This window comes from Myxococcus sp. SDU36, from assembly GCF_030168875.1.
Classification (GTDB): Bacteria; Myxococcota; Myxococcia; order Myxococcales; family Myxococcaceae; genus Myxococcus; species Myxococcus vastator.
The window spans coordinates 5,787,431-5,809,213 of sequence record NZ_CP077414.1 but is presented as its reverse complement, the minus strand read 5'-3'; the positions used below and the strand labels follow the sequence as shown (position 1 = coordinate 5,809,213).

The following is a 21,783-nucleotide window of genomic DNA, read 5'->3' as shown; positions in this document are numbered from 1 at the left end:
TGGGGCCTCTGGCCCCCCAGGCGCCCTGGTCCTCGTGGCCAGGGCGTTTTCGTTTTTTGAAGAAGGACTCGAGTTCATGCTGCTTCGCGCCGTCATCTTCGACCTGGATGGAACCCTGGTGGACTCGCTGGGGGACATCGCCGACGCGACGAACCACGCGCTGGCCCACCACGGCCTGCCCACCCACCCGGAGCCCGCCTACCTGCGCTTCGTGGGCAGCGGTGTCCGGGAGTTGATTCGCCGGGCGGTGCCTCCGGGGCAGGACGCGCTCATCGAGCCGGTGCTGGCCACCTACAAAGCCTACTACGACGACCACCTCTTCGACCGCACCGCGCACTACCCGGGCATCCCGGAGCTGCTGACGGCGCTGGCCGCGCAGGGCACGAAGCTGGCGGTGCTCAGCAACAAGTCAGACGACTTCGTGAAGCGCCTGGTCACACGTCTGCTTCCGCGGGTGCCCTTCGCGGCCGTGTACGGTGAGCGGCCGGAGCTGCCGCGCAAGCCGGACCCGGCGGCGGCGCTGGCGCTGGCCTCGGAGCTGGGCGTGCCGCCCGTGGCCTGCGGCTTCGTGGGGGACACGTCCATCGACATGGACACGGCGCGCGCGGCGGGGATGTACGGCGTGGGCGTGGCCTGGGGCTTCCGCGGGGTGGACGAGCTGCACGCCCACGGCGCGCGCGCGGTGGCCGCCACCGCGGCGGAGTTGCTGGCGGCGCTGCGGGATGCCAGGCCTTGAACAGGAGGAGGACCCATGGACGTTGATGTCTCGCGCCGCGGGCCCCGGGCGCTCGTCTGGCGGCGGTTGCTGTCTCCCGGCAGTGAGTACTTCGAGCTGCGAGCGCGCCCGGAGGGGTGGGAGCTCGCGGGCTCGGTGGTGTTCGTGGACAACGGGCTGCCGCACTTCGTGGAGTACACCGTCACCACCAACGCGGCGTGGGAGACCCAGGCGGTCCACGTCCTGCGCCGGAGCGGAGAGGGCGAGGCACGGCTCCAGCTCCGCGTGGACGCGGAGCGGTGCTGGTGGAAGGGCGACGAGGAGGTGGTCCACCTCCGAGGCTGCTCGGACATCGACGTGGCGTGCACGCCCTCGACCAACACCTTGCCCATCCGCCGGCTTGGGTTGGAGGTGGGGCAGGCGGCGGACGTGCGCGCCGCGTGGCTTCGCATCCCCAGCCTCGCGCTGGAGGTGCTGCCCCAGCGCTACACGCGGCTCACCCAGACGCGCTACCGGTACGAGAGCAACGCGGGCCGCTTCGTCGCCGAGGTGGACGTCGACGCGCACGGGTTGGTGACGAACTATCCCCCTGGCTGGGAGCGCATCGCCGTCACCAGGGACTGACGCCGACGGGCGCACTCCAGTCCCGCTTCGCTGTTGAGTGGAGGGCGGCGACCCCGGGCGGTGTGTTGCGCCGGCGACCCATGTCCCCGGACGGCCGCCATTCGAAGAGCCGCTGCGTACAGTGCGGAGCCCATGCGAGCTCCAATGTGCCGCCGCTCTTCCGCCGCGAGACGCGCCGTGGTCCTGGCCACGGCGTGGGTGCTTGGCTGTGGGCGCGCGCCTTCCTCGGGGGAGCGCGAGCCCTTCACTCCCCGGGACACCGAGGAGGTGCTGGCGCGCGTGCCGGCCGTGGGGGTGGATGCGCGCGCTCGCGAGCGCGCCGCGCTCCGCGAGGCCCTGGCCGGGCACGCCGGACAACTGGACATGGCGCTGCGCCTGGCGCGGTTGGAAATCGAGATGAGCCGCGTGCTGGGCGACCCGCGCTACCTGGGCCGCGCGCAGGCGGCGCTGCGTCCGTGGTGGGACCTGGCCACGCCGCCGCCCGGCGTGCGGTGGGTGCGCGCCACCCTCCACCATGCGCGGCGCGACCTTCGGGCGGCCTTGGAGGACCTGGACGCGGTGGTGAAGGAGGACCCCGGCAATGTCGACGCGTGGCTGCTGCGCGCGGAGGTGCTGGGGATTCACGGTGAGCATGCCGAGGCGGCCCGCAGCTGCGAGTGGCTGACCGCGCTGACGTCTCCGTTGACGATCGCGGTGTGCGAGGCCCGGGTGCGAAGCCTCGCGGGGCATTCGCGCAAGGCGCACGCGCTCCTGTCGGAGGCATTGAGGCGCAGTGGGCGCAGTCAGGAGACGCGGACGCGCGCGCTGGCCACGCTGGCGGAGGCCGCCGCGCTGGCGGGGGACTCCGGCCTGGCGGAGCGCTACTTCCTCCGGGTGCTCTCGCTGGAGCCGAAGAACTCCGCCGCGCGCGCGGCCTTCGCGGACCTGCTGCTGGACGCGGGCCGTGCGCGTGAGGCGGCTGTCGTGGTGATGGACCACACGCAGGATGACCGGCTGCTCCTGCGCCACGTGCTGGCGGAGAACGCGCTCGGCTCTTCGCGCGCGCCCGAAGTCACCCAGGCCTTGTCCCGCCGCTTCGAGGCGAGCCGCCTGCGGGGGGACAATCTCCTCGCGCGCGAGGAGGCCCGCTTCGCGCTCCAGGTGGAGAAGGCGCCGGAGAAGGCGCTCCGGCTGGCGCAGGCCGCGTGGGCGTCACGGCGTGAGCCGTGGGATGTGCGGTTGTTGCTCGAAGCCGCGCTGGCCGCGAACAGACCGGAGGCGGCCCGGCCCGCGCTGGACTTCCTTCAGGCTTCGGGCTGCGAGGACCCGGGGCTCGTCTACCTGGCCGAGCGCGTGCGGAGTCTGCTGCCATGAGCCGCGTCGCCGCGCTGGCGCTCTTGTGCGTCTCCCTGGCCGCCCAGGCGCACAAGCCGAGCGACAGCTACCTGCACCTGACCGAGGCGGACGGCCCCGGCATCTCCGGCCGGTGGGACGTGTCGCTCCAGGACCTGGACGACGTGCTCGGGTTGGACGCGGGCGGAGACGGCGCCATCACCTGGGGCGAGGTGCTGGCGCGCGAGGCGGACATCCGGCGCTACGTGCTCGGCCGGCTGGTGCTCGGGGTGCAAGGTGGACCCTGCGCGCTCGTCTCCCGGGACGGGCTGCGCATCCGCCGGCACTCGGACGGGGCCTACGCGGTGCTGGACTTCGACGCGCGCTGCGCTGGCCCCGCCGCGCGGCTGGACGTGGACTACACGCTGCTGTTCGACCGCGACCCGCTGCACCGGGGCATCGTGCACGTGGGCGCGCGCGAGCCGCTCATCTTCTCCGCGTCCCAGCACTTCGCGCGGGTGCGCCTGCGGGACGAGTCTGCCTGGCGCACCGCGCAGCGCATGACGGTGGAGGGGGCGCTGCACGTCGTGAGCCGGGCGGACCACCTGCTCTTCCTCTTCGCGCTGCTGCTGCCCTCCGTGCTGCGCCGGGACGCGGACGGGCGGTGGGTGGCCATCTCGGACTTCGCCGCGGCGCTGTGGGACGTGGTGAAGGTGGTGTCCGCTTTCACCGTGGCGCACGCGCTGACGTTGGTGGCCGCCACGCTGGGCTGGGCGTCGCTGCCGCCGCGCTTCGTGTCGGTCGCCATCGCGCTGGCCATCCTGGTGGCGGCGCTCGACAACGTCCGCCCGCTGGGGCGGGGGACTCGCTGGACGGTGGCCTTCGTGCTGGGGCTGCTGCACGGCTTTGGCTTCGCGTCGGTGCTGGCGGGAATGGGCCTGTCCGCGGGGAGTCTCACGTTCGCGCTGCTGGGCTTCAACCTGGGCGTGGAGCTGGGACAGGTGGTCTTCGTGACCGCGCTGCTGCCCCTGGCCTTCCTCCTGCGCGAGGCGCCGCTCTACCGCCGCGCCGTCGTGGTGGGCGGCTCGGTGGCCGTCGCGCTGCTGGCGTGCCTCTGGTTGGCGGAGCGCGCCCTGGGCCTGGGCGCGTCGGCTACCTGACACGCGGGCGCGTCACACGACCGTGACTCTGTACTTGTCCTTGTCCTCCGCCCGGTTGTGGGCGGTGACCGCGGCGATGATGTGGCACACCCAGCCCAGGCACCCACCGGTGCCAATCCAGAAGCCTGGGGTGATGATGAGCCAGAACAGGCCCCGGAGCAGGTCCCCGTTGTAGATCTGCCCCACGCCAGGGATGAGAAAAGACAGCAGGGCTGCGATTGCGGGACGCGACATGGTTCGGGTGACCTCCTTGTCTTCCCCTACGGGCGAGTTCCGGAGCCATTGCATTTCGCCTATCGGCTCCTGGACGGTTGCCTTCCAGTCAGCCGGGGGGAAGGTGCAATGGCGACGGTGCCCCGGCTAGCATGGCCCTCATGGATACCTGCCGGGTCGGCGCGCGGGTGTCGGGGGGAAGGGTCATCTTCGGGCTGCTCCGAGCCAGTGCACGTGGAGTTCAAGGCCGGCATCTGATGGAGATGCTGGGCCTGGTCGTCGTGTATCTCCTCGCGGGAGGCCTGGGTCAGAAGGCGGCCACCGTGGGCAACATCAGCCCGGCCTGGCCTCCGGCGGGAGTGTCCCTGGCGGCGCTGGTGGTGCTGGGGGTGTCACGCTGGCCCGGTGTCTTCGTGGGCGCGTCGGTCATGTCCATCCTGGCGGAGGTGCCCGTCGTGGCGTCGCTCGGCGTGGGCGCGGGCAACACACTGGCGGCGGTGCTCGGCGTGGGCCTGCTGCGGCGGGTGGGGTTCGACAAGGGGCTGGAGCGGATCCGCGATGTCGTCGCGCTGTGCGCGGGAGCGGGCGCGCTGTGTCTGGGCGTGAGCGCCCTGGTGGGCGCGGCGAGCCTCGTGCTGGGCGGGCGGCTTCCGTGGACGTCCCTGGCCACGGGCCTGCGCGTGTGGTGGGTGGGGGACTTGATGGGCGTGCTGGTGGTGGCGCCAGCGCTGATGCTGTTCAAGCGGTGGTCCTGGCCGCGGCGGGGCGGCGAGGCGGTGGTGCTCGCGGGGCTCACCACGGTGCTGGGAGGCGCCATCTTCTTCGTGCCGGAGCTGCCGCACAGCGCGGCGCACGCGGCCGCCTTCCTCCTCTTCCCCATGTCCGCCTGGGCCGCGCTTCGCTTCGGTCCTCGGGGCGCGGCGGCGGCCACGCTGTGCATCGCCGCCGCTTCCATCGCGGGCACCGCGCGCGGGCAGGGGCCCTTCGCCACGGATGACCTGACGCAGGACCTGCTGGTGCTGCAGCTCTTCATCGCCGCCAACGCCGTCACCGGGCTGCTGCTGGCGGCGGCGAGCACCGAGCGTCAGCGCGCCGTTGGCCAGCTCCAACTGTTGGGCACCACCGTGCGCAGCGTGCACGAAGGTGTCCTCATCGCGGAGGTCCGCGCGGGAGGCGCGCTGCGCACCGTGTTCGCCAACGAGGCCCTGTGCTCGCTCCTGGGGTACCGGCTGGAGGAGCTGGTGGGCCAGGACCCGTGCTCGCTCTACGGCGCGCAGGAGCCGGAGTTCCGCCAGCGCACGCGCCAGTCGCTGCTCGCGGGCGAGCCGGTGTTCGCGGAGGTGAAGCTGACGCACCAGGAGGGCGGCCTCGTGTGGAGCGAGGTGCTGCTGTCCCCGGTGCGCGCCACGGGCGAGGACATCACCCACTTCGTGGCCACCCACCGGGACATCTCCGCGGCCAAGGAGCTCCAGGCCCGCCTGGTGGCGGCCGAACGCGTGGCCGCGGTGGGCACGCTCGCGGCCGGAGTGGGGCACGAAATCAACAACCCGCTGGCCTACCTGGTGCTGAACCTGGAGGCCGCCGAGCGCGGCTTGAGCCAGGGCGGCATGGCGGGCATGCGCGACGCCATGGCCAACATGCGGGGCGCGCTGGAAGGCGCCGAGCGCATCCGCCTCATCGTCCGGGACCTCCAGGTGTTCAGCCGCCAGGGGAACGAGGAGCCGGGGCTGGTGGACCTCAACGCGCTGGTTCCGCCCGCGGTGCGCATCATCAGCCACGCGCTGCGCCACCGCGCCCGGTTGGTGGAGGAGTTCGGTCCGGTGCCGCGCGTGTCGGGCAGCGAGGCCCGCCTGGGGCAGGTGCTGCTCAACCTGCTGGTGAACGCGATGCAGGCGATTCCAGAGGGCAACCCGTCCATGAACGAGGTGCGCGTGCGCACCAGCACGGATGCCTCCGGCCGGGCCCGCGTGGACGTCGTGGACAGCGGCGCGGGGATTGCCGCGCACGTGCTGCCGCGCATCTTCGAGGCCTTCTACACGACCAAGTCCAGCGGCGAGGGCACGGGGCTGGGGCTCGCCATCTGCCAGCAGATTGTCCGCGCGCACGGGGGGGAGCTGGAGGTCCGCAGCGAGCCGGGCCGGGGCTCCGTCTTCAGCGTGCTGCTGCCGCCCGCGCGCGTGCATGCGCCCGCGCCGCCACGGCCCCTGTCGCGCGTCAGCCCGCCGCAGCCGCCCGCGGCGCGGCGGGGCCGGGTGCTGGTGGTGGATGATGAGCCGCGCCTCGCGCAGTCCATGCGGCTGCTGCTGGAGCCCTTCCACGACGTCGTCACCACCACGCGGGGCAGCGAGGCGCTGGCGCTGGTGGACGCGGGTCACCGCTTCGACGTCATCCTGTGTGACTTGCAGATGCCGGAGACGGACGGCGCCGCCGTCTACCAGCACCTGTGCGCCCACGCGCCGGACCTGGCCGCGCGGGTGGTGTTCATCTCCGGCGGCGCCTATACGCCGGAGTCCCGCGCGTTCATCGACTCTGTGCCCACCCGCGTGCTGGAGAAGCCCGTCCGGCCGGAGCTGCTCATGGGCACGGTGGCCACGGCCCTGGCCGCGGTGGAGCCGGAGCCGCGCGTGGGTGAGGCGTCCGCCGAGGCGGCCGTTGGCGGCGTGCGGCACTGAGGCACGCACGCGCTCACGCCGTGGCGTCCACCCGCGCCAGCGCATCCCGGATGGCGGCGCACAGCGCGGCCCGCTCCGTGAAGAGCGCGGTGACGTGCCCGGCGTCCACCCACCGCAGCTCGCTTCGAGGCCAGTGCGCGTGCAGCGCGAGCGCTTCGTCACCGGGCACGAAGCCGTCACGCCGGCAGGCCACCAGGACGGCCGCCTCGGGCTGCCGCGGCGGCGCAAAGCGCGTGAGGTTCGCCAGGTCGAAAATCCGACCCAGCCGGCTCCGGGCCTGCTCCGCGTCGCGCCGGGGGCCATCCAGCAACGCGAAGGCAATGGACCAGGACAGCAGCCCCTGCGTGAAGACGGGGACTGGCGATGCTCCGGCCGCGAGCGCCGCCACGGCGAGCGGCTCCGGGACGACGGCCGCCGTGAGCGCCGCCATGTAGCCACCCATGCTGTAGCCCGCCACGCCCAGCCGCGCGTGGCCCTGGCCGCGCAGCCACGCGAGCAGCGCGCGGGCCTCGTCGACCATGCCCAGGTTCATCAGGACGTGGTCGCTGACGGTGCGCAGCGCGCCGCCCTTCTGCCCCACGGGGCGGCGCAGGCCGTAATAGGGGTTCTCCAGCAGGAACAGGTCGATGCCTTCCCGCGCCAGCGGCGCGTACATGCGCTCGCGCAGGGAGAAGCCCTCCTCGCGGGACGCCGCGAGCACGACGCAGGCGCCGCGTGAGCGCCCCTGCCCCGCGCTCAGCCACCGGACATGGGCCGTGCGCGCCGCCGCGTCCAGCCGGGCCAGCGGGGAGGGAAAGGTGCCATCCCGGACCTGGAGGCCGCGCTGGAGCCGGGGCGCGCTCCACTCGGGCGCGATGGGCGCAAGCCGCTGCTGGAACGGCGCGGCCGCCGCGACCTCTTCAAGGAACTGCTCGTCACCCCAGCCTTGGGAGAAGAGCCGGGCGCGGCGGGAGAGGCCCGCGAAGAGGACGTCCACCGGATGGGTTCGGAGCACCCGCGCCATCCTACGCCCGTGCCGGGAAGGGTAGGGGTGTGGGATTCCCGGGATTCCGTCTGCCCTCCGAGGCGGGGTGTGGGCCCGCCGATGGAACAGGGCGTATCATTCCAGGGCTCGTTTGGAATGCGGCTGGGGGGAGCCGGGCTTATCACACCAAGGTGCCCCCCATGACCGCTCAAGAACGCATCGAGCGTGCCGCCAGCGCGCTGAAGGTCTTCCCCCTCCCGTCGGCGGTGCTGTTCCCGCACACCGTCATTCCGCTGCACATCTTCGAGCCGCGCTACCGGGCGCTCATCCGGGACGCGCTCGCGGGAGACCGCGTCCTGGCGCTGTCCCAGCTCGAGCCGGGTTGGGAAGGCAACTACGGCGGCAAGCCGCCCATGCTGCCCATGATGTGCGCGGGCGTCATCGTCTGGGATGAACAGGTGGAGGAGGGGCGCTACAACATCCTCCTCCAAGGCGTGAGCCGCATCCGCATGACGTCCGAGCTGACGACGGAGAAGGCCTACCGGGAGGTGCTCGCGGAGGTGCTGCCGGATGTGCCCTTCGAGGGCCCGGAGGAGGAGCAGCTGCGGCAGGCCGTCTTCGAACTGGCCGGCCGCGTCCCGCCGTCCTTCGCGGAGAACCTGCTGCCGGTGGCCGCGCGGGCCCAGGGCGGCATGCTCGCGGACGTGGTGGCGTCCGCCGTCATCCCGGAGCCCGAGCGGCGGCAGGCGCTGCTGGCGGAGCTGGACGTGCGCAGGCGCCTGGCGGGAGTGCTGGAGGACGTGGGGGCGCTCATCGGCAGGCTCCAGCCCCTGCGGCCCACCGGCCCCTTGAACTGAGCGGGTTGCGCTTGCCTTGTCCGGCGGCCCGCGCATTGCTGCGCGCCGGACGCGTCATCGAAAGGGACGGGAGCAACCATGCGGCTCGTGAAGCTCGGGCTTGCCAGCGTGAACACCACCGTAGGGTCCTTCACCCGGAACACGGACAAGGCGCTGGCGCTGGCGGGGAAGATGGCGGCGGAGGGCGTCACGCTGGGCGTCTTCCAGGAGCAGGTCATCGCCGGCTACCCGGCCGAGGACATGGTGCAGTGGCAGGGCTTCATGGACCGCCAGTGGCCGGAGCTGGAGCGCTTCGCGCGTGAGACGGCGGCGCTGTCGACGGTCTTCGTCGTGGGCGTGGGCGTGGCCCACCAGGGCCTGCGCCTCAACTGCGCGGCGGTGGTGGCCGGTGGCCGCATCCTGGGCCTGGTCCCCAAGGAGAAGCTGCCCACCTACAGCGTCTTCTACGAGGCGCGCACCTTCGGCCGCGGTCAGCCGGGCATGGCGGAGGTCCACCGGGGCGTGCCGCTGGGGGACTACCTGTTCCGCTTCGACTTCGGCGTGGTGTCCCCAGAGGTGTGCGAGGACATCTGGAGCGCGGACGGCCCCATGCGGCGGCGCACGTACTCCGGCGCGGAGCTGGTGGTGAACCTGTCCGCGTCGCCCTTCCGGCTGGGCTTCGTGGAGACGCGGCGCGAGCTCATCGCCACCCGCGCGGCGGACCATCAGTGCACCATTGCCTACTGCAACGCGGTGGGCGGCAACGACGGCCTCATCTTCGACGGCGGCGGCTTCCTCAACCAGAACGGCCGCCACGTCATGGAGACGCCGCGCTTCCAGGAAGGCTACGCGGCGGCGGTGGTGGACCTGGACCGCACCCTGCGCCTGCGCGCCGAGGCCACCACCTGGCGCGTGGACCGTGAGTCATGGCTGGCGCAAGGCGGCCAGGCGGTGGCGGTGCTGGACTGCACCCAGGCGGTGCACACGCAGCGCGACGCGCTGACGTACCCGGTGCCTCCCCACCGCAGCTTCTTCCTGCCGTCTCAGGACACGCGCCGCACCGCGCGGGAGGCGCTGTGCGAGGACATCCTGGACGCGCTCTGCCTGGGCGTGGGCGACTACTTCGAGAAGACGCGCGCCTTCAAGGTGCTGGGCATCGCGCTGTCGGGCGGACGGGACTCGCTGCTGACGCTGCTCATCGCGCACCGGTACGCGAAGCGCGCGCGGCCGGAGAACCCCGGCTCGCTCATCCAGGCGTTCTACATGCCCAGCCGCTACTCCAGCGACGCCACGCGCGACGCGGCGGAGACGATTGCGCGCGAGCTGGGCGTGGCCTTCCAGGTGGTGTCCATCGACGAGGCCTTCGAGCGCGAGCGCGCCGTCGCGAAGACGATGCTGGGCGGCAAGGACGTCACGCCGATTACCGAGCAGAACATCCAGGCCCGCCTGCGCGCCCAGCGCATGTGGAACTGGAGCAACTCCTGCGGCGGGCTCTTCCTGCAGACGGGCAACATGAGCGAGAAGTCCGTGGGCTACACCACCATCGGCGGGGACCTCATGGGCGCGCTGGCCGTCATCGCCAACGTCCCGAAGACGGTGGTGATGTACCTGCTCGACTACCTCCAGGACACCACGGGCCACGAGGGCATCCGCAAGGTGCTCGCCAAGCCCGCGGGGCCGGAGCTGGCGCATGACCAGGTGGGCGAAGAGGAGCTGATGCCCTTCCCCATCCTGGACGCCTGCTTCTACCTGTACGGCAGTGAGAAGCTGACGCCCGCCGAAATCCTCCAGGCGCTCACCGCCATGTTCCCGGAGGTGGAGGCCTCCCGGCTGAGCGGCTACGTGGAGAAGTTCGTCCGCCTCTTCCAGCAGTCCATCTACAAGTGGGTGCAGTCACCGCTGTCGCTCCACATCGGCAACCTGGACCTGGACCGGGAGCGCGCGTTGCAACTGCCCGTCGTCACCGGCACGGAGTGGATGCGGCCGGGGTAGCACGCCTGTGGGCCGTCCACCACGCCCGGTGGCCTGCTCCCCGGGCAATTACCCCCGGGGGTGAGTGCCGCCGCCGAGCCTTGCCGGATGTCGCGCGGGAAACAACCTTCATGTCTGCCACTCGACGATGGAGGCATGGATGAAAGCGAAGATTCTGGCGGGCGCCGTTGCGGCGCTCATGTACGGAGGCGTTGCTGTTGCCGATGACGGCGACTGCCCGCCACCGCAGGCCAGCACCAGCCAGAGCCAGCAGGACGCAATGGTGGCCCAGGGGCAGCAGGATGACCTGAGCGGCGAGGACATGCTGCAGGAGGACGACACCATCATCCTGGAGATGGAGCCCGTGCCCGACGTCTCCGGCCAGCAGTCGCAGGACAGCATGGGCATGGGCATGGGCGGCAGCGGCCAGCAGCCCTCGGGCGCCCAGGGCGAGGTCTACATGAACGTGCCCGTCCGCTGCGAGCCGGTGGGCCAGCAGGGCACGGGCGGCAGCGGCCAGGAGTCCATGACGCCGCCTCCCGCCGCGCCCCAGGGCACGCATGACAGCGAGCAGCTCGTGGTGCCGCCGGCGCCGCCGATGGGCACGGGCGGCAGCGGCCAGCCTTCCACGCAGCCCGTCTACCCGGAGCCGGAGTCCGCGTACCCTCCGCTGGACGAGGACGCCATGGGCGGCAGCGGAATCGCCACGACGCCGCCTCCCTCCAACTTCCAGCCGTCGGCCGAGCGCGCCGAGCCGATGGAAGTGGAGCAGCGCGAGGAAAAGAACAAAATCAAGGGCCTCTCGGTGATGCTGGGCGGCGGTGTGGAGGGCTACACCGGCGCGCTGGCTCCGCAGCTCAGCCCCGGTGCCACCGCGGGCGTTCGCGCGGCCATCAAGCCGTCCAAGGTGCTGGGCATCGAGCTGGGCTACACGGGCGCGCTCAACAACATCCGCAACGCGGAGACGGGCGCGAGCGGGCCGGACCTCGTGCGTAACGGCGGGCAGGCCGTCCTGACGCTGGGCATCGCGCCCACGGCGTGGCAGCCGTACCTGCTGGGCGGCATCGGTATCAACGACTACAACTTCCGGGGCGGCGAGTCCCTGGGGTACCGCGATGACACCGTGGGCAACGTGCCCGCGGGCCTGGGGCTGCGAGGTCACGTCGGCCAGTTCGTCGTGGACGCGCGTGCCAACTACAACTTCCTCTTCGACAAGGACTTCGCTCCGGGCATCGACCCGGGCGGCGGTGACTTCGAGGGGGGCGGTAGCTACCAGGGCACGGTCAGCGTCGGCGGTACTTTCTGACGCGAAGACGAAGCCCCAGGGGGTTCAGGCTGGAATCGGCGGCGCGGTGCCCGGTAGCCAACGGGCCCGCGCCGCCGTGCTTTCCAGGGGCGCACAGGCGCTGAGGTCGCGCTAAGGTGCCGCCCTTTCACGCGGTCAGAGGAGCGTTGGATGGGTTTGAACATGGAAGACGTGAAGGTGGGCACCGGCACCGAGGCGACGGCCGGCAAGTCCGTCACCGTGCACTACGTGGGGACGCTGACCAGCGGCTCCAAGTTCGATAGCAGCCGGGACCGGGGCCAGGGCTTCACGTTCCGCCTGGGCGCCGGGCAGGTCATCGAGGGTTGGGACAAGGGTGTGGCCGGCATGAAGGTGGGCGGCGTGCGCAAGCTCACCATCCCGCCGGAGATGGGATATGGCGCGCGCGGGTTCCCGCCCGTTATTCCCCCCAACTCCACCCTGCTTTTCGAGGTGGAGCTCCTGGACGTTCGTTGAAAGCGAGGACCTGATGGCGGCGGTCGAAATCACCAAGGACAACTTCAAGGAGACGGTGTCCAAGGAGGGCATCGTCATCTTGGACTGGTGGGCGACGTGGTGCGGCCCCTGCCGTGCCTTCGCGCCCATCTTCGAGCAGACCTCGAACAAGCACCCGGACGTCGTCTTCGGGAAGATTGATACGGATGCCCAGCAGGAGCTGTCCGGGGCGTTCGAGATTCGCTCCATTCCCACGCTCATGGTGTTTCGTGACGGGATTCTCCTGTTCGAGCAGCCCGGAGCGCTGCCAGCCGCCGCGCTGGAGGACCTGCTCAAGCAGGTGAAGGGACTGGACATGGAGCAGGTCCGCAAGGAAGTCGCCGCCAGGCGCGGGGAGCCGCCGCAGGCCTGACGGCCGCCCCCAGGTACCGGGCGGGGGGGCCGGTGGCATGTCCGCCGCTGGCCACCCGCCGCGTTCCAGGAACCGGTGTGCAACCGGGGGGCTGGAACGAGAGGGCCCCGGACGGTGTTGTCGGAACGTGGCTGTAGCGGTCAGGCCCGGATGGGCAGGCCAGCGAGGCCGCCTCCCTCCACTCCACGTCTTGGATTCAATGCCGCATTCCGTTCTTCGAAGTACCCCGGGGGAGGACACGCCGCGCGCGCGCATCCTCCTGGTGGATGACACGCCCGCCAACCTGCTGTCCCTGGAAGCCATCCTGGAGCCGCTCGGCCAGGAGCTGGTGCTGGCCCGCTCTGGCGAGGAGGCGCTGCGTGAGCTGCTGCGCGGAGAGTTCGCCTGCATCCTCATGGACGTGCAGATGCCTGGGCTGGATGGGCTGGAGACGGCGAACCTCATCCGGGCGCGCGAGCGGACGAGCCACCTGCCCATCCTCTTCATCACCGCGCTGAGCCGCGAGGCGGCCTTCGTCACCCGGGGCTATGCCGAGGGCGCCGTGGACTACCTGCTCAAGCCCGTGGACCCGGACATCCTGCGCGCCAAGGTGCGGGTCTTCGTGATGCTGCACCTTCGCGGCGAGCAGGTGAAGCGGCAGGCGGTGGAGCTCGCGGAGCGGCGCCGGGCCGAGCAGGCGGCGCAGCGGGCCTCCGAGCTGGAGCAGCAGCTCATGGGCATCGTCGGCCACGACATCCGCACGCCCTTGTCCGTCGTGCTGACGACGGCGAAGAGTCAGCTCTCCGGTGGCGCGTTGGCGCCGGCGCAGCAGAAGGCGTTCGAGCGTGTGGCGCGCAGCGGCGAGCGTATCCAGCACATCGTGGAGCTGCTCATGGACTTCACGCGCTCGCGCCTGGGGGGAGGCCTCCCCGTCATGCCACGGGCGGGCGACCTCAATGCGCTGTGCCGCGAGGTGGTGGACGAGCTGCAGGTGGCCCGGCCGGGCCGCATCATCCGGTGCGACTTCTCACGCGACAGCCTGCACGGCGTCTGGGACCTGGAGCGCATGGGGCAGGTGGTGGCCAACCTGCTGGACAACGCCTTGAAGTACAGCCCGGAGCAGTCCGCCGTCCGCCTCTCCACCTGGGAGAAGCTGGACGCCGTCTTCCTGGAGGTCCACAACGAGGGCGCGCCCATTCCCCGCTCGCTGCTGCCGCACCTGTTCGAGCCCTTTCGACGGGGCGAGGACTCCCGGGGGCTCGACCGCTCCAGTCTGGGCCTGGGGCTCTACATCGCCCGGGCCGTCGTGGAGTCGCACGGGGGGCGGCTGACGGTCCGCTCCTCGGAAGGAGAGGGCACTTCCTTCCGACTCTGCCTGCCCCGGCGGGCGGAAGCGCGGTTGCTCGACGACGGCGCGAGCGACGTGGGGAAGTCCCTCGTGCCCATGATGGCGTGACGCGGCGTTACTTCACCACGGTGCAGACGCCGCCTCCGTTGAGGTGGGCCTGATCCACCACGCTCTGGGTGATGAACTCCTGGAGCGTGCGCACGTCGAACGCGCCGGGCTGGTAGATGACGGGCTGGCCCTGGGTGTCGCGCAGCTCGTCGCCGTCGCGGCCCCTCAGGTCGGTGAGCGCCTGCGTGGCGAGCCCTTCGGGGGTGATGACGTTGTCCGCGCCCGCGGTGGCCGCGATGGCCTCGAAGCGCAGCTGCACGCCCCGGTGCGTGCCCAGCCTGTCATAGAACATGTGTTCGGCGTGGATGGTGACCTCGGGCCGGGCCACGGAGCCCTCCGGAACGATGATGCCCTGCGTCCCGTCCGCGCCGTTGATGCAGTCGTTCATCAGCGCGTTGACGGGGAAGCCCATGCGGAAGCGCAGCACGGGTTCGTTCTGCTTCGTCGCGTGGCCCTCCACGAAGTAGCTGAAGCCGCGCTCGCGCATCATCGCGAGGTCCTCCGCGGAGACCTGCCCGTCCGCCAGCTCGGTGCGCGCCTCGGGAGGACTCACCCGGAAGCCCACGTCCCAGCGGCCCGCCGGAACACCCGTCAACTCCACCAGGGGGATGTCGCCCTTCTGCACGTCCACCAGCACGTGGCGGCTGCTGCGGTGCGTCTCGCCGGAGGCGGAGGTGAGGGTGACGTCGCCCAGCGCCACCAGGTAGCGGGTGAACTGGATGGACCAGCCATCCTGGAAGAGCGTGTCCGGGAGCCCACGCTGCGTGCCATCACCCCCACTCATCGTGACCTGGACGTCGCCCGTGGCCACGTTGTCACAGGCCGTGCCCGCAAGGCCCCACACCACCAGGGCCGCGCACCACCACTTCCGGGACTGCCGCCGCTCCGTGTTCATGCAATAAGTAGTTAATTGCAACGTGGTTGCGAGTCAATCGGGGCGTGGTGTATCTGGGGTGTGGATGCAGCCCGGATGCATGAGCTCCGCCCCAGGGCGGGTCGCTCCGGAACCTAGTGAGGTCATCACCCGTGTGGATTCCGACTCTGGTGCTCTGCGTGCTGAGCGCCACGGGCGAGTTACCTGTGACGCCACCCGTTCCGCTGGAAGCGCCAGGGCCGGTGCTTCCCTCGGAGGTGCCCCCGCCCGAGGTGCCCGCCACCGTCCTGCTGCGGCTCACCATCGACCGCGCGGGCGAGGTGTCCCGGGTGGAAGTGCGGCAGTCCGCTGGCGTTGCGTTTGATCGCGCCGCGATGAATGCCGCGCTGCGCTGGCGGTTCCAGCCGGCACGGCGCGGCGAAGAAGCCATCGACGTGCGGGTGGATGTGCCCGTCACCTTCGTGCCGCCGGTGCATGGCCACCACATCGAGGCCGTGGCCTCCGGACATGACGGGGCGGAGGAGCCTCCGGGGGCGGTGGGGGCGCAGGGTTCGGGAGCGCAGCCGGGCGCTTCATCCGTTGGGGACGAAGCGCCGCGCGCCGAGGAGCCCGCCTCGGATGCGCCCGTGGCGCCGGAGCCGCCGCCCTTCTCCACCACGGTCCATGGCGCCGCCCAGGCGCCGCCGCCGGTCGCCGTGGGCGACTTCCACATTCCGGTGGGACAGCTCGCGGACGTGCCGCGCCGCTCCGCGTCGGACCTGATGTTGCTTGCGCCCGGCGTCATGCTGGCCAACCACGGCGGCGAGGGCCACGCGGAGAGCATCTACATCCGGGGCTTCGACGCGGGCGAAGGCAAGGACGTGGAACTGCGGCTCAACGGCGTCCCCCTCAACGAGGTGTCCCACGCGCATGGCCACGGCTACGCGGATACGTACTTCATCATCCCGGAGCTGGTGGAGTCCCTGCGCGTCACCGAAGGCCCCTATGACCCGTCCCAGGGCGACTTCGGCGTGGCGGGCACGGTGGAGTACCAGCTCGGGCTGGCGCGGCGCGGCCTGACCGCCTCCCTCTCCACGGGCAGCTACGCCGCGCGCCGGCTGTCCCTGCTCTGGGGGCCGCCGGAGGCCAGTGACGCCACCTTCGTGGGGCTGCTGCTGCGCCAGGGTCACGGCTTCGGCCCCAACCGCTCCTACGCCAACGCGGGCGTCATGGCGCAGGTGGAGCTGCGCGTGGGCGACGAGTCGCGGCTGCGCCTGTTCGGCACCAGCTACGGCATGCGCTTCGCGTCGCCGGGCGTGGTGCGGGAGACGGACGTGGTGGACGCCCGGATGCCGTGCGCTCCGGATGCGGACTCGCAGTTCTTCTGCTCCTACGACCCCAACCAGGGCGGCGCCGGGCAGCGCCACATCCTCTCCGCTGAGCTCCAGTCACGGCTGAAGCGCGGCGGGCGCTTCGTCCAGCAGGGCTACGTCATCCTGCGGCAGACGCGCATCCGCGACAACTTCACGGGCTTCCTGCTGGACACCACTCCGCCGGACGGCCAAAGCCAGCGCGGTGACAACACGGAAGGGTACTACCGCGGCTCCACCATGGGCCTGCGAGGCCGCTACGTCCCGGGACTCACGCTGCTGGGACAGCCGCAGCCGCTGGAGCTCGGCTACGTGGCCCGCTACGACGACGTGCGCACGCGCTCGCGCCGGCTGAGGGACAGCGGCGGCGTGCCCTACGCCACCGTCTTCGACAACCAGGTGCGCACCACGAACCTGGGCGCCTACGCCTCGTTGCGAGTCGCCCCCTTGTCGTGGCTCACCCTGCGCGGCGGCATGCGCCTGGACACCTTCCTCTTCGGCGTGGATGACTTCAACCGGCCCACCCAGGACCGGGATGGTCCCCGCCTCCCCGACGAGTCCCTGGAGGCCTACGGCTTCTTCGCCAGCCCGCGCGCCTCCGCCGAGCTTCGCCTGACGCCCCGGCTCACCTGGCTCACCAGCGCGGGCCTGGGCGCGCGCTCCAGCGACGCCGCCGCGCTGTCCGACGCGGAGCTGGCACCCTACGCCCGCGTGGCCTCGGGCGAGACGGGCCTGGGCTGGCGGCTGGACGGGCCCCTGGCGTTGGAGGCCCGCGGCGCCTTCTTCGCCACGCGCGTGTCGCAGGACTTCGTGTTCGACGAGACGGTGGGCCGCAACCAGCCCGTGGGCGCCTCGCAGCGGCTGGGCGCCTTCGTCAGCGCGCGCGGGACGTTGAGGGACAGGGTGGACGTCCAGGCCTCGCTGGCCTGGGCGCGCGCCACGCTGCCCGCGCCCGGGGCCTCGGCGTGGAAGTTGTGGGACGGGACGGTGATGCCCTACATCCCGGAGCTGCTGGGCCGCGTGGATGCGTCGCTGCGGGGCACCACCCGCGTCGCGGGGCAGCAGGTGGACTGGAACGTGGCCCTGGGGCACAGCGCCATCGGCCCCCGGCCCCTGCCGCTGGACCGCTACAGCGCGCCCATCTTCCTGTTCGACGTGGGCACGCGGGCCCGCTGGAAGGCGGTGGAGGTGGGCCTGTCGGTGGAGAACCTGCTCGACGCGCGCTGGCGCGAGTCGGAGTTCAACTACGTGTCCAACTTCCGCGGCCCGGACGCGCCTCCGTCGCTGATGGCCACCCGGCACTTCACCGCGGGCGCACCCCGCATGTTCATGGGCACGCTGACCCTGCACCTGGACCTCCAGGAGGACTCGCCATGACGTCCCCGCTGCACACCACCCGCCGCGCCTTCACGTGGATGCTGGGCACCGCGCTCGTGGGAGGCGCGTCCGCCTGTGGCCTCTCCGGCACGGGAGGCCGCGGCGTCACCTTCCGCATGGGCCTGCGCACCGCGAAGGCGCCCGGAGAGGAGTCGCTCGGCGAGTTCACCACGGACCTGGGCTGGCGCCTCCGCCTCTCCTCCGGGGTGATGGTGCTGGGCCCCATCTACATTTTCGAGAATGCCTCGCCGCTGGAGCCCACGGCCTCGGCGCCGCGCGCCCTGCGACGGCTGGGACAGTGGCTGCTGCCCACCGCGCACGCCCACGACGGGCACTTCTTCTCCGGGGGCACGGTGCTGGGTGAGTGGGACCGCGAGGTGGTGTTCGACCTGTTGGCGGAGGCGGGCGAGGTGCGGGAGCTGGGGCGCTCGCCGGGCATCGCCGGGCTGGCGCGCTCCTTCTCGTTGCTGCTCCAGCCGCCGTCCCGGGCCCTGGGCGCGGAGGGCGCGGCGCTGGGCGGCCGGTCGATGATTCTGGAGGGGACCGCGTCCCGGCAGGAGACGCACGTCCCGTTCCGGGTGGCCCTGGACTTCCCGCCGCCCGTGGAGCTGCAGCGCGTGGACTTCGTGCCCATCGCGGCGGAGCTCGATGAAGGCGGCCGCTTCGTCGTGGAGGTGCAGCCGCACCGCTGGTTCGAAGGCGCGCACTTCGACCGCGTGACGGTGCCCGAGGGCGGCGGGGTGGTGGACCTGACGCCCGACACGCAGGTGTTCCGGGCGCTGACGCTCAACGTGCGCCGCTACACGGCCTTCGCCGGGACGTGGGAGCCCGCCTGACGCGCCTTCAGCGCGAGCCCTGTGGCACGGGCGTGGCGCCCTGACTTGCGCCGCGCACCACCATCACCAGCCAGACGAGCGACACGCCCATCCACGCCGCGCACAGCGCGGTCCAGCTCTGCGGCGCGGAGGCGTGCACCAGCCACCACGTCACCGCCGCCCCCATGGCGAGCACCCGCCCCAGCTCCAGCGGCAGGCTCCAGCGCCGTGACTCCAGCATCCCGCTCCACGCGGTGGCCATGGCCCAGAAGAGCAGGCTGAGGACCAGCTTCTGCCAGCCGGTCAGCGGCGAGGCGTGGTGGCTCACCAGCAGCATGAAGGGCATCGCCGCCAGCAGCTGGAACACGAGGTAGCCCCGGGCGCCGGGCAGCTCCGTGGACTGGAACTTCAGCTCCACGCCGTCCTTCTTCCAGCCCAGGGAGGGGCGCGGCGGCAGGTCCGCGGGCCGCCAGCCGGTGGGCATCACCCAGATGCGCAGCCGGTCCCAGTGGCTCTTGGTGGCCACCGCGTCACCGACGAGCTTCCCCCACGCCTGGAAGTTGATGACGGTGGGGTCCCAGGTGTTGGGCGGGGAGGTGAGGCCGTAGGAGCACGCCTCCTGCTCCTCCTGGAAGGTGCCGAACAGCTTGTCCCAGATGATGAGGAAGCCCGCGTAGTTCTTGTCGATGTAGACGTCATTGCGCGCGTGGTGGACGCGGTGATGCGACGGCGTGTTGAGCCAGGACTCAATCCACCGGGGCAGCTTCGGGATGACGCGCGTGTGCGGAATGAACTGGAGCACCAGGTGGAAGGCCACCATGGCCAGCACGGCCTCGGGCGGGAAGCCCACCAGCACCAGCGGCCAGTAGAAGAGGAACGAGAAGAGGCGCTGCGTCACGCTCGCGCGCAGGGCCACCGCGTAGTTCAGCTCCTCGGTGGAGTGGTGCGGCGAATGGGCGGCCCAGCCGATGTTGGTGCGGTGGCCGAAGCGATGGAACCAGTAGAAGAGGAAGTCCACGCCCAGGAAGAGCGCCACCAGCTCCAGCGGGGACGACACCCCCAGTTGCCAGGGGGCGAACTGTCCCAGTTGGATGAAGAGCGGGAGCACCAGCAGCGCCACCGCCACGTTGACGCACTGGTTGAGCACCGCGGTGCCCATGCTCGCGATGGAGTCCTGGAAGGCGTAGTACCCGTTGCGCCGGATGACGCAGTAGGCGAACTCCCCCAGCGCCAGGACGATGACGAAGGGCGTGGCCACGGCGTAGACGTTGATGCTCATGCCGCCGGTGTATGGCGCCCGGAGGAAGGCCGCCTTAACCTGGGTTAAGCCCAGGTGCCCTCCGCTTGAGATACCCGAAGCTCTTCGAGCACATCACCGCGCTCACGCCGCTCCCCGCCAGCGAATGGCTGAAGGCGGAGGCGCTGGCGCGGGAGCAGGCGCTGGACAAGCGGGCGCTCTTCCTGCGGCCGGGGGATTCCGCGGACCGCTTCGGGCTGGTGCTCCAGGGCGTCTTCCGCGCGGTGCGCGTCTCCGCTCGGGGGGAGGAGTCCATCAAGGCCTTCCGCGCCGAGGGGGAGCTCATCGGCGCCTACGCGGAGATGTTGCAGGGCCAACCCTCCATGACGTCCATTGAAGCGCTGGAGCCGGGCCGCGTGCTGGCCTTCCAGGCGCGGGACCTTCAAGCGCTGGAGGCCGGCCACCCCTGCTGGGCCCAGCTCGCCCGGAGGGTGGCGGAGTGGCACTTCATCCTGAAGGAGCGCCGCGAGCAGGAGTTCCTCGACCTGTCCGCGGAGGAGCGCCTGGAGTGCTTCTGGCAGGAACACCCCCACCTGCACGGGCGTGTCCCTCAGCGGGACGTCGCGGCCTACCTGGGCATCACCGAGGTGGCGTTGAGCCGCATCGTGTCACGCCGCCGCAAGCGGGCGGAGTGAGCGCGGCGGCGCGGTCCATGGTTTCATCGAGCGCCGACCCGCCATGTCCTCCTTCCCATCCTCGCAGGACCTCCCGCAGCGGCCACTGACTCGTGAAGACGCCCGGACGCTCACGCTGGCGGCGCTGGGCGGCGCGCTGGAGTTCTACGACTTCATCATCTTCGTCTTCTTCACCAAGGTCATCGGCGAGCGCTTCTTCCCGCCCGACACGCCGGAGTGGCTGCGTCAGTTGCAGGCCTTCGGGCTGTTCGCGGCGGGCTATCTGGCGCGCCCGCTGGGCGGCATCGTCATGGCCCACTTCGGGGACCGGGCGGGCCGCAAGCGCATGTTCACGTTGAGCGTGTTCATGATGTCGGTGCCCACGCTGCTGATAGGCCTGCTGCCCACCTATGAGACCGCCGGCTACGCGGCGCCCCTGGCGCTGCTCCTGTTGCGGGCGGTGCAGGGCGCGGCGGTGGGCGGCGAAGTCCCAGGCGCCTGGGTCTTCGTGTCGGAGCATGTCCCTTCGCGCAGGGTGGGGCTGGCGTGTGGGACGCTCACCGCGGGCCTCACGTTCGGAATCCTGCTGGGCTCGCTGGTGGCCACGGCGGTGAATTCGCTGCTGGGCCCCGAGCAGGTGAGCGCCTACGGCTGGCGAGCCCCCTTCCTCATCGGCGGCGTGTTCGGCTTCCTGGCGGTGTTCCTGCGCCGCTGGCTGGCGGAGACGCCCGTCTTCGAGGAGCTGCGGCGGCGCAAGGCGCTGGTGAAGGAGCTGCCGCTCAAGGCCGTGCTGCGAGGCCATGGCGGCACCGTGGTGATGTCCATGCTGCTCACCTGGGTGCTCACCGCCGGCATCGTCGTGGTCATCCTGATGACGCCCACGTTGATGCAGAGCCTGCACTCGGTCACCGCCACGCACGCGCTGGTGTCCAGCAGCGTGGCCACGCTGAGCCTCACGTTCGGCTGCGTGGCCTACGGCCTGCTCGCGGACCGGGTGGGCGTGGGCCCGTCATTGGGGCTGGGCTGCGCGTTGATGCTGGCGGCGGCGTACGCGCTGTACCTGGGCGCGGCGGCATCGCCGGAGGCGCTGGTGCCGCTGTCCGCGCTGGCGGGCTTCAGCGTCGGCGTGGTGGGGGTGGTCCCCACCGCCATCGTGCGCGCCTTCCCCGCGCCGGTGCGCTTCTCGGGGCTGTCCTTCTCCTACAACATGGCCTACGCCCTCTTCGGTGGGCTCACGCCCCTGGTCGTCACCTTGATGATGAAGGTGTCGCCCCTGGCCCCCGCGCACTACGTGGCCGCGGTGAGCGTCATGGGCGTGGGGCTCGCGCTCCACCTGCTGCGCGCGGGGCGGGGCGCGGCGCCGCACCCCGCCACCGGGCCCTGAC

At 71.5% G+C, this 21,783-nt stretch carries 19 protein-coding genes; 15 read left to right on the top strand and 4 right to left on the bottom strand.

The genetic code is table 11. From position 1 onward, the window contains the following. Nucleotides 1-76 precede the first annotated feature (76 nt). The 4 genes from KGD87_RS23370 to KGD87_RS23355 all read left to right on the top strand — a co-directional run bounded on the left by KGD87_RS23370 (nt 77) and on the right by KGD87_RS23355 (nt 3,810). Nucleotides 77-736, top strand: a complete 660-nt coding sequence (locus KGD87_RS23370) for an HAD family hydrolase (RefSeq protein ID WP_284662680.1) — start codon at nt 77-79, stop codon at nt 734-736. 15 nt (nt 737-751) lie between these two features. Continuing rightward, on the top strand, nt 752-1,339 hold the full coding sequence (locus KGD87_RS23365) for a putative glycolipid-binding domain-containing protein (protein ID WP_284662679.1): 588 nt from the start codon (nt 752-754) through the stop codon (nt 1,337-1,339). Between the two features lie 177 nt (nt 1,340-1,516). After that, nucleotides 1,517-2,692, top strand: a complete 1,176-nt coding sequence (locus tag KGD87_RS23360; protein WP_284662677.1) for a tetratricopeptide repeat protein — start codon at nt 1,517-1,519, stop codon at nt 2,690-2,692. Further along, a complete protein-coding gene (locus tag KGD87_RS23355; RefSeq protein ID WP_284662676.1) occupies nt 2,689-3,810 on the top strand; it encodes a HupE/UreJ family protein in 1,122 nt (373 codons plus the stop codon). The genes KGD87_RS23360 and KGD87_RS23355 overlap by 4 nt, the downstream gene beginning before the upstream one ends. Before the next feature lie 12 nt (nt 3,811-3,822). Here KGD87_RS23355 and KGD87_RS23350 read toward each other — a convergent pair whose 3' ends face one another. After that, on the bottom strand, nt 3,823-4,098 hold the full coding sequence (locus KGD87_RS23350; RefSeq protein ID WP_163783768.1) for a DUF5683 domain-containing protein: 276 nt from the start codon (nt 4,096-4,098) through the stop codon (nt 3,823-3,825). 77 nt (nt 4,099-4,175) lie between these two features. Here KGD87_RS23350 and espC point away from each other — a divergent pair, with 77 nt between their 5' ends. Beyond that, complete coding sequence (gene espC / locus KGD87_RS23345; RefSeq protein ID WP_284662673.1) at nt 4,176-6,695, top strand: serine histidine kinase EspC; 2,520 nt, start codon at nt 4,176-4,178, stop codon at nt 6,693-6,695. Nucleotides 6,696-6,708: 13 nt separating this feature from the next. Here espC and KGD87_RS23340 read toward each other — a convergent pair whose 3' ends face one another. Next, entirely contained in the window at nt 6,709-7,698 is a 990-nt protein-coding gene (locus KGD87_RS23340; RefSeq protein ID WP_284662672.1) for an alpha/beta hydrolase family protein, read from the bottom strand. Between the two features lie 161 nt (nt 7,699-7,859). Here KGD87_RS23340 and KGD87_RS23335 point away from each other — a divergent pair, with 161 nt between their 5' ends. The 6 genes from KGD87_RS23335 to KGD87_RS23310 all read left to right on the top strand — a co-directional run bounded on the left by KGD87_RS23335 (nt 7,860) and on the right by KGD87_RS23310 (nt 14,072). Next, complete coding sequence (locus KGD87_RS23335; RefSeq protein ID WP_284662670.1) at nt 7,860-8,516, top strand: LON peptidase substrate-binding domain-containing protein; 657 nt, start codon at nt 7,860-7,862, stop codon at nt 8,514-8,516. Nucleotides 8,517-8,594: 78 nt separating this feature from the next. After that, nucleotides 8,595-10,487 (top strand): NAD(+) synthase, encoded by a 1,893-nt coding sequence (gene nadE / locus KGD87_RS23330; protein ID WP_284662668.1) that lies wholly within the window; start codon nt 8,595-8,597, stop codon nt 10,485-10,487. 139 nt (nt 10,488-10,626) lie between these two features. After that, nucleotides 10,627-11,772: a hypothetical protein gene (locus KGD87_RS23325; RefSeq protein WP_284662666.1), complete on the top strand. Its 1,146-nt coding sequence runs from the start codon at nt 10,627-10,629 to the stop codon at nt 11,770-11,772. Between the two features lie 150 nt (nt 11,773-11,922). Further along, on the top strand, nt 11,923-12,246 hold the full coding sequence (locus KGD87_RS23320) for an FKBP-type peptidyl-prolyl cis-trans isomerase (RefSeq protein WP_163782839.1): 324 nt from the start codon (nt 11,923-11,925) through the stop codon (nt 12,244-12,246). Nucleotides 12,247-12,259: 13 nt separating this feature from the next. After that, nucleotides 12,260-12,637 carry a thioredoxin gene (trxA, locus tag KGD87_RS23315; protein ID WP_284662664.1) on the top strand — a complete coding sequence of 126 codons (378 nt, stop codon included), beginning with the start codon at nt 12,260-12,262 and terminating at the stop codon, nt 12,635-12,637. Between the two features lie 199 nt (nt 12,638-12,836). Further along, a complete protein-coding gene (locus tag KGD87_RS23310) occupies nt 12,837-14,072 on the top strand; it encodes a hybrid sensor histidine kinase/response regulator (protein WP_284662663.1) in 1,236 nt (411 codons plus the stop codon). Between the two features lie 7 nt (nt 14,073-14,079). Here KGD87_RS23310 and KGD87_RS23305 read toward each other — a convergent pair whose 3' ends face one another. Then, nucleotides 14,080-14,967: a hypothetical protein gene (locus KGD87_RS23305; RefSeq protein WP_284662662.1), complete on the bottom strand. Its 888-nt coding sequence runs from the start codon at nt 14,965-14,967 to the stop codon at nt 14,080-14,082. A gap of 116 nt (nt 14,968-15,083) precedes the next feature. Here KGD87_RS23305 and KGD87_RS23300 point away from each other — a divergent pair, with 116 nt between their 5' ends. Together KGD87_RS23300 and KGD87_RS23295 are read left to right on the top strand one after the other, a co-directional pair. After that, nucleotides 15,084-17,672 carry a TonB family protein gene (locus tag KGD87_RS23300; RefSeq protein WP_284662661.1) on the top strand — a complete coding sequence of 863 codons (2,589 nt, stop codon included), beginning with the start codon at nt 15,084-15,086 and terminating at the stop codon, nt 17,670-17,672. Beyond that, a complete protein-coding gene (locus tag KGD87_RS23295) occupies nt 17,669-18,508 on the top strand; it encodes a hypothetical protein (protein ID WP_284662660.1) in 840 nt (279 codons plus the stop codon). The genes KGD87_RS23300 and KGD87_RS23295 overlap by 4 nt, the downstream gene beginning before the upstream one ends. Before the next feature lie 7 nt (nt 18,509-18,515). Here the strand turns inward: KGD87_RS23295 and KGD87_RS23290 are convergent, their stop codons facing one another. Then, nucleotides 18,516-19,766, bottom strand: coding sequence for a sterol desaturase family protein (locus tag KGD87_RS23290; protein WP_284662659.1), 1,251 nt, complete (start codon nt 19,764-19,766; stop codon nt 18,516-18,518). A 65-nt stretch (nt 19,767-19,831) separates the two neighbouring features. Here KGD87_RS23290 and KGD87_RS23285 point away from each other — a divergent pair, with 65 nt between their 5' ends. After that, complete coding sequence (locus tag KGD87_RS23285; RefSeq protein ID WP_284662658.1) at nt 19,832-20,419, top strand: Crp/Fnr family transcriptional regulator; 588 nt, start codon at nt 19,832-19,834, stop codon at nt 20,417-20,419. Between the two features lie 43 nt (nt 20,420-20,462). Next, complete coding sequence (locus tag KGD87_RS23280; protein WP_284662656.1) at nt 20,463-21,782, top strand: MFS transporter; 1,320 nt, start codon at nt 20,463-20,465, stop codon at nt 21,780-21,782. Nucleotide 21,783: the final 1 nt, after the last annotated feature.